Genomic DNA, 7,680 nt, shown 5'->3' on the forward strand with positions numbered 1-7,680 from the left:
GGTTTCATGCTCATCCTCCCATGTTGAATTCAACGTGGCTCGGCCCGGTCGGCGAAGACTTACACAATCTCTCCATCGGGGTCGGGCCTTTTATCCTTTTCAGGAAAAACGCTGCCACCATCTACACAATCGCCAATACCGGAGCCATGCTCAGATCTCGGGCAGGAACGCTCCAGGGACAATACGGCCTTAGCTGCCGAGCCAGGTTGTGTCGCAGATTCTAACTGAGCCCAGTGCGTTCCACGGTTATCGCGGTCTCGCTGAGAGTTTCAGGTTCATACAACCACCCCGAAGGGGTGGCCGTTGCTCAGATAGGACCATGGTTGGCCCACCTAAAGCCAACGCGTTTGCTTGCGTAGCTTCCAGAACCGAAGGCGTCGAATGACCACGGCGTCATGAAACCGTCGAGTACAAACCGCCAACTGCTTGGTCTGTCCGGAACACGCGGCGAGCCCACGGCCTCTCCAGAACTGAGATTGGCTGGATGCAAGCCACAACATCCCCTCTCCTCTCGGAGAGGGAGGGGGAGAATTGTTTCTTGACATCCCCTCTGATAGGACTCATTGACGTTCGTGAAAGTAACGCCAGCCCTCACACGGTCCTCTAAAAAGGACTAACGACGGATTTTTTATAGAGGTTCGCGAATTCACTGTAACTTATATCTAGCTGACTTCATAGAACCCCTGTTTCCTCACGTTAAGTATAGGAGAGACAAATCGATGACCAGCAATCAAGCAAGAGATCAGGCTGCAATGCCTGCCTCACGTTATCCCGAGAGTATGCGCGCGGTCTTCGCTGCGTTTGCGCATCACGGCAAACCACTTCGCGGTTTGATGTCCACACCGAAGTCGGCTGTCTTCGAGGGCCGCTTCGGACGGATGTTTCGCTCCCTGCCCTCCGCCACCTATGGAAAAACGGACGCCGACAGCCGCGCCGCATTGATGACCCTCGGCGCTGCCATGACTTCGTCCTTCGATCCTCCGAAAGACGGCAATGATGCTGAAGAGAGCGGCATCCCTGCTCTTTATACCTACTTCGGTCAGTTCATCGATCACGACATCACCTTCGATCCTATGACCACGCTCATCCAGCACAGCGATCCGGACGCGGTCACCGACTTTCGGACGCCTGCACTGGACCTTGATAACGTCTACGGTCGCGGCCCCGGCGATCAGCCGTACATGTACGCCAACGGCGGCCCCAAGTTCCTCCTCGGCGACGCGCTCGCCAACGGCGCGCCCGATCTCCCACGTAACAACGCCAACCCGAGGCGCGCACTCATCGGCGATCCCCGCAACGACGAGAACAGTATTGTCTCCCAGTTGCAGGGGTTGATGCTGCGCTTCCACAACCGTGTTGTGGATGACAACAAGACCCTCGACTTCCCTGCGTTGCAGAAAATCGTTCGCTGGCATTACCAGTGGGTTGTCATCCATGACTTCCTCCCGAAGATCGTCTCCGCCCCCGTGCTTGACGCGCTCAAGACAGGTGGCAAGTACGACAAGGCGAAGCTCAAATTCTTCCACTGGAAAAACGAGCCCTTTATGCCCGTCGAGTTCTCCGTCGCAGCCTACCGCCTAGGCCACTCCATGATCCGGCCCGGCTACCGTCTTAACGACGACGATGCGACGCTGCTTCCCATCTTTCCAATTCCACCGAACACGATCCCTGACATCCCTGCCGGTATTCCTAACGGACTCACGGGCTTTCAGCAAATGGCGGCGAACCGCGGCATCGACTGGGGCCGATTTATCGACATCGAAGACGATATTCGCTCCTACGGCACCGACAATCCGGCCGACGCCACCACCAGGAAGCGTCTTCAATTCGCCTACCGCATCGATACGTCGCTCGTCACACCGCTTTCTGTGTTGCCCGCCAGCGTCGCATCGGACCCACCACCGTCTCTCCCGCAGCGCAACCTTATTCGAGCCTTCGAGCTTGGTCTGCCCACCGGCCAGGATGTCGCGCGCGCCATGTATGCCACACCTCTCGACGACGCCGACATCGTGATCGGGAAAGCCGTGGATTCGCCAGGAGACGGCGATGTAAAAGGCAGCATTGCAAGCCTCCCGGAACTAGCCGCCTTCAAAGGCAAGTGCCCGCTCTGGACCTACATACTCGCCGAAGCGGCTCATCACAAAACAAACCTCAAGATCCCGGTGACGGAGAGCAAGCAGATCTCTACTCCCCAGCTCGGACCTGTGGGCGGACGCATCGTTGCTGAAGTCTTTCTCGGCATGATGTTCGGCGACAACGACTCCCTCCTCAGCGCCGATCCCAACTGGACGCCTACGATCCGAAATAAAGGCGTAGGTTTTGCCCTTCGCGATTTCGTGGCATACGCCCTTGGCAAGTGATACCCTGTTTCTCGACCAGCTTACGCAGTATGTCGCCAAACATCTGATCTGGCTCCGCACACGGCGGCTTTGCCGCCGGTCGGGAGACGTGACCAGTGTGCTCTATCAACCCAGCCCAGGAGAGCTTATCGTTGAGCAAGCGTCCGGTGGCGCTTCTTCTATCTCGGCCAACTGCTTCTCAAAATCAGCGTGAGGTTTTGACCACAACAATGTCTTTGCGATACCTACAAAAGTGCGCGCAAAGAAGCCGGTGATATAGTCCCCAGTTGGACCGAGTCCCCAGGCGGCGATACTTATGAACGGCATGGGATTTGGTTTGACCGCAGCGATGGCCTGCAACACGCTGTACGTGCCTGTGGAAACTGCCGTGTAAGGCGCAGTCTCCGACGCCAGCATAAAGAACGCCACATCTGGATTCGCCTCGCCCATTGCTCGCGCCATCTTGTCCGCCTCATGCAGTTCGCCGGTCAAGGTACGCAGACGCGGATGTGAGGCCAAAGCCACAGGGAGTTTCGATACGTCGCGAACGAAGATGGTCACAAAATGACCACGAGAGAGTGCCTGCGCTAGGAAAAGCAAGCCCGTGCGGCCCGTGGCGCCAAGCAAGAAGAATCGAAATGGTGTGGCGGTGAGATTCATCATGGATTCGGCTGCCATCGTTAAGAATTCTCGAGGCGGGTCTAATCGCACGCTCCACGGTGGATAGCCAGTTAGGAACGATGTGCGAATGCGGCAGACGGACCAGCGGTTGGATCGGCCTCATCCCCGAGGTCCATGGCTGCGATAAGACCGCTGTTCACAGTGAATACGTGGAGAACCTCGCTGTCCGAAAGAACATCCCCTTGAAGGCTCTTGACGAGTTGGTGCACCTTGACGCGGGTCTTGCCTCCGTCTTCCTCGGTTATTGCGAGCGGTTCAACATGGGGATCGAACTCACCCCATTGCCGAGTCCAATAGGCGCGGATCTCTTCTTTTCCGACAACCTTACCGCCCTCCGAGGCCTTGGGCCAACTCACGTCTTGCGTCATTAGCGCTAAAGCACCGTCGATGTCCCGCTTGTTGAACGCGGAGTACGCCTGCTCAATAATGGTCTTAGCGTCTGCCATTCATCCTCCTATAACGCTTGACATGCACCCGATTATCGTCCTTCGATGCGGTAAGCCGGTAGGTAACGGGAAAAAGACAGTGGTTGCAAAACCAGCGGCAGCGAGAACGATCGCCGCTGAAAGAGCGTCGGGACCTGAGCCGATGATGGTTGCAGTTGGCATGGGCTATGGCCCCCTAGCCTAGCACTTGCGGCGTTGACGGAAAACCTTCGGTGGGATTGTTGAAGGCCAGTTTCCTTAGCTGGTCTCTTTGCCTTTCTTGGCTACTGTGCTTCGGGCGGCACTGTATCGAGCGCACCGCTGAAGTAGCTCTCGCGGAAACGGAGACGCGCGCTTGGATAGTCAGGGACACTGACGCGGATGGAGTGCATTCCGGGCAAGGGATTGCCGTCCGGACCGGATTTCGGCTGGAAGCTTAACAGATAGTAGTTGTGAATGTGATTTGTGAGTTGAAGCATACCTGCATCGAAGCCGTTGCGTGTGGTGAAGTTGATGTACTCGCCTCCGGAGAGTGCGGCCAGTTCATGCGATACGTTCTTCTTAAGAGCGTTGACGGCCATCACGAGCAGGCCAATGGGACCGGAGCCTCCGCCGTAGTGGAGATCATTTAGGATTTCGGTCTTGCCCGGTGAGAAGGCCACCGAGTCGACGACGGTGTTGGTGCGGCCCAGCGCGGCGATCACCTCCACGGCCTTGTTCTTGCTGCCGTGATCGCGTGTCTCGCTGACCAACAGGATGACGTGGCGATTGTGGTCGTCGCGGGCTTCCAGAAGTTTGGTCGCGTAGGCGACGGCGTCAAGGGTGGCTGCGGCAGAGCCATCGCATGGAGTGAGCTGCGCGAGGGTCTCCGCTGTCTCGGCGGTGTCGCTTGAGAAGTTGCCGAGCAGCGAAGGGTTTTCACTGTAAGAGACGACGGCGATCTGGTGTGGTGCTCCGCCGACGATCGAATCGATCATGGTGGCGAGTCCGGCGATGTGCGCCGACTCCATCACAGCCGAGCGGCTGCATTGCACGAGCACGACCATCGTGAGGCCGAGCGAATCAGTGTCCTCGTCGAGGTGGATGGTTTGCGGAACGCCGTTGTCCTCGACGACGAACTGCTCCGGTTTGAGCGCGTAGATCATCTCGCCGTGTTTGGTCTGGACTGTGGCGGGGACGAGAACTACGTTGGACTGGGTGCGGAGAGTGTAGGGCTGCGAGTCCTGCGCGTGCATGCTCAGAGTCAGGGGCAAGACCAGGAGCACGAGCTGTTGAAGAATCCGAAGTCTCAAAGGGAACCCCGAAGAGAGCGCAGTTCGCTTTTTGTGAATATCGAACGACGTCCCGTCTCAGTAGATAGAAGGACACTGCAAGCACACTGGGTTGGAATGTGCCACTTTGTCCTCCCCTTCATTCACTCGCCTCTGTTTTCCAGGAGGATAGCCTTGTTGCCGAAACAGCTGATCAGGTAGAACGATACCCCGAGCGAGATGACATCCTTGTAGAGAAACAGGCCCAAAAAACTCATATACCTTATGTCATGAACGGAAATGGTCGCGCCGGGTGTAATGATGACCATAGTGCTGGTGATAAAGAACATCACTGTGGTAATGAGGCCACCTATAACACCGGCTTTAGGCCTGAAATAGCCTGCGACAAAGAATAGGGCTACGGCGATCTCAGTGATTCCGATGAGGTCTGAGCCGATATAGGGACCAAACAATTTGAAGTGCCACCAGATCAGCGGGCTGTTGGAAACCAGGGGAATGATACCTTCGGCGCCGGGAGCGGTCATCTTATAGGACCCGGCCCAAAGAAGCATAACAATCATGCCAATGCTGGTTACACGGAAAGGGACATTATGATCGTTTATCCATGCGGCCAATCTGGTTAGGCTACTTTTAGCTGATTTGGAAGGCCCAGCCGAAGAAACCTGAGAAAGCGTGGCGTCAACGTGGTCGTCGATATTTGGTGCGATAACGCGAGCGATACGGGACATACTCTTCTCCAATCCGGGCAGCGCTTCTGCACTGCGCAGGAAATCTTCTGGAGATAAGACGATACGGTCACGCAAAGTCTCGTTAGGATATCTGATAGTATAAAATGGATCGACTACCCCCCTTCTTCGAAGGATTTCCCTCTCGGCTTGGAGTTTTATTCGGGACTCTTGTGCGGAAGCTCCGGGGATCAAGAAAGCGAACATGCCGGTCATCTTCACGTGCTCAAGAAAGGAAGGGCTGGCCCGTCTCGTTCCGGCGCCGCCATGCGGCCCAGATCGACGCGCGCGAAACGGCGCAGCACCGGCGACTCGTACAGCGCACCTTCCGTGATCGTGGTCTACGGAACGTAGCTGGGCTCATACGGGCTATGCCAGTAATTCCTCGATGCGGATCGGCTCACCGCAGGATATGGTTAAGCAAAGCTGTATGGATTGGTGATCCTCCAGAGCGAAAGGTCGCCGATCCAATGGACGAAGAGGTCCTTCGTCAACTCGCCTCCTCGATATTTCGATCTACAATCACCGCCACTTTGCCCAGCGCGCTACGACCCGACCTGAGCGACTGTAGCCCGGCATTAATGGCCTCGATGGTGCTGTCGATCGTTCTGCCGATATGCGGCACCACCAGCCCTTGCACCGCACACTCCATTGCCAGAGTCATGCCGCGCTGGAGGAAGGCTTTCCCTTGTCGTCCAGGATAGCGGGATCAGAGAAGTAGCGCAGTATGTTGATATTGATATGCTTGGCACCGCGCTCCGCCAAGATGGAGTCGACCGGACTTTCGGTTTCGACCAGGCGGGTCGTCTTTCCGGGGCCGACACCAAGCACGACCCAGCTACCGCCCGGGCGTACTGTCTTCGCCGTTTCAACGAAGCCCGCCTCGTTGTAAGTGGCATCGAAGACGAGGTCGACGCCCCGGCCGCCGGTCAGCCGCGCAATTTCGGCAGCGACATCGTCGCGCTTGTAGTCAAATACGTGATGCGCGCCAGCGCCGCCATCTGCACGGCGAGATGCCCGACCCCGCCGCCGCCCGGGACGTAGACCGTGTCACCGGCTTGGACAGTGCCGCTGAGGCCCGCGAAGGCTGAAAGGAAGCACATCGGCAGAGCTGCCCCATCGAGGAAGCTCAGGGATTCCGGCTTGGGCACGGTAAGGAACTCCCTCGCGAGCGCATAGCCGCCTTCGCCCACCCCCGGCGACCCAGCCGCCGTCGCCACTTAAATCAGCCATCGCCACCACGCTGTCGCCAACGGCTATGCCGCGCACGGCGCTGCCTATGGCCACGACGATGCCGGACAGGTGGAGGCCGAGGACAACGGGGGGTGTCCGCGCAAAGAAGTTAAGGTCGGCGAGTTTATATTCCAGCGGGTTGAGCGACGGGGCGGCGACACGGATTAGAACCTGATCGGCCCCCGGCAGTGGGACAGGCACACGCACCGCCTCCAGTGGAAGTCCGGCCCGGTTTTTCGTATAGCCGACGCCAAGAAACGTCTTTGGGATTGCAAGCGTATTTTTCATAAGTGTCTGTTGATGTCTCATGTCCCTTCTCATTTGCGGAATGTTCGGCGGAGTACCCGCGCGCATATCTCATCCGATGACAGCAGCGACCGATCGGTCGCAATCGCCCGTCGCTCTTGATGGATACCTGTCACTGACCAAGGCGCTTTCGCGTGGTCGCCTCTCCGCTCGTCAACGCGAAATCCTCGCTCTGGCGATCGCGCAGGAAAACGAGTGCCAATACTGGCTCTCAGCACATACGGCATCGTCGAAGGCTGTAACACCCTCATTTCGAAAAGGACTTTACTGTAAATGGAGAGTATTGACCGTAAATTCACCTTGATCAACTTCAACACGAAAATGTACAGGTGGTCGGCAAGTTTGACAAGTCATCAGAGGAGCCTTCGCAGTTCGGCCATATCCACATAGGCGATCTGGTACAAAGCGAGGCTTACGATGAAGAAAGCGATCTTGATCTTTGCATTTTCAATCTGGACGGCGAGCACGCAGGCGCAGGTCCCCGATATCGGAACGTATATCAACAACCAAATTGCTTCGCTCCCAACGGTGACGCAGAATGCGCAGACGTGGGCGCAAGGAACAGTCACCATCCCTGTCGGCACTTACAACCTTAGTACCACCATTGTCATCAACTCTCCGTATGTAAATTTGCGCTGCGAGCCGGGCACCATTCTCATCTATAACGGGTCAGGTGATGCCATCCGCATTCTGCCCAGCA

General features: G+C 57.0%; 9 protein-coding genes and 1 pseudogene. 3 read left to right on the top strand and 7 right to left on the bottom strand.

Annotated elements, in window-relative coordinates:
* Positions 1-719 precede the first annotated feature (719 nt).
* The gene (locus Q363_RS29085; protein WP_211256416.1) at positions 720-2,360 is read left to right on the top strand and encodes a peroxidase family protein; all 1,641 of its coding nucleotides are present in this window, start codon (positions 720-722) and stop codon (positions 2,358-2,360) included.
* A gap of 105 nt (positions 2,361-2,465) precedes the next feature.
* Here the strand turns inward: Q363_RS29085 and Q363_RS29090 are convergent, their stop codons facing one another.
* The 7 genes from Q363_RS29090 to Q363_RS39435 form a co-directional block, all read right to left on the bottom strand.
* Positions 2,466-3,017, bottom strand: a complete 552-nt coding sequence (locus Q363_RS29090; RefSeq protein WP_035357712.1) for an NAD(P)H-binding protein — start codon at positions 3,015-3,017, stop codon at positions 2,466-2,468.
* A 53-nt stretch (positions 3,018-3,070) separates the two neighbouring features.
* Entirely contained in the window at positions 3,071-3,466 is a 396-nt protein-coding gene (locus Q363_RS29095; RefSeq protein ID WP_035357714.1) for a nuclear transport factor 2 family protein, read from the bottom strand.
* 263 nt (positions 3,467-3,729) lie between these two features.
* Positions 3,730-4,698 carry a VWA domain-containing protein gene (locus Q363_RS29100; RefSeq protein ID WP_245632543.1) on the bottom strand — a complete coding sequence of 323 codons (969 nt, stop codon included), beginning with the start codon at positions 4,696-4,698 and terminating at the stop codon, positions 3,730-3,732.
* A gap of 161 nt (positions 4,699-4,859) precedes the next feature.
* Positions 4,860-5,657 carry a DUF417 family protein gene (locus tag Q363_RS29105; protein ID WP_245632544.1) on the bottom strand — a complete coding sequence of 266 codons (798 nt, stop codon included), beginning with the start codon at positions 5,655-5,657 and terminating at the stop codon, positions 4,860-4,862.
* 274 nt (positions 5,658-5,931) lie between these two features.
* Positions 5,932-6,105, bottom strand: a complete 174-nt coding sequence (locus Q363_RS41495; protein WP_157467816.1) for a hypothetical protein — start codon at positions 6,103-6,105, stop codon at positions 5,932-5,934.
* A complete protein-coding gene (locus tag Q363_RS47095) occupies positions 6,102-6,383 on the bottom strand; it encodes a hypothetical protein (RefSeq protein WP_425387803.1) in 282 nt (93 codons plus the stop codon). Before Q363_RS47095 ends, Q363_RS41495 begins: the two co-directional genes overlap by 4 nt.
* Before the next feature lie 108 nt (positions 6,384-6,491).
* Positions 6,492-6,962 (bottom strand): alcohol dehydrogenase catalytic domain-containing protein, encoded by a 471-nt coding sequence (locus tag Q363_RS39435; RefSeq protein WP_169747182.1) that lies wholly within the window; start codon positions 6,960-6,962, stop codon positions 6,492-6,494.
* A 76-nt stretch (positions 6,963-7,038) separates the two neighbouring features.
* Here Q363_RS39435 and Q363_RS45980 point away from each other — a divergent pair, with 76 nt between their 5' ends.
* Positions 7,039-7,284 carry a carboxymuconolactone decarboxylase family protein gene (locus tag Q363_RS45980; RefSeq protein WP_211256417.1) on the top strand — a complete coding sequence of 82 codons (246 nt, stop codon included), beginning with the start codon at positions 7,039-7,041 and terminating at the stop codon, positions 7,282-7,284.
* 113 nt (positions 7,285-7,397) lie between these two features.
* Positions 7,398-7,680 (top strand): annotated as a pseudogene (locus Q363_RS29115) (hypothetical protein); the annotation flags it as partial.

The sequence above is a fragment of the Edaphobacter aggregans DSM 19364 genome, assembly GCF_000745965.1.
GTDB classification, from domain to species: Bacteria; Acidobacteriota; Terriglobia; order Terriglobales; family Acidobacteriaceae; genus Edaphobacter; species Edaphobacter aggregans.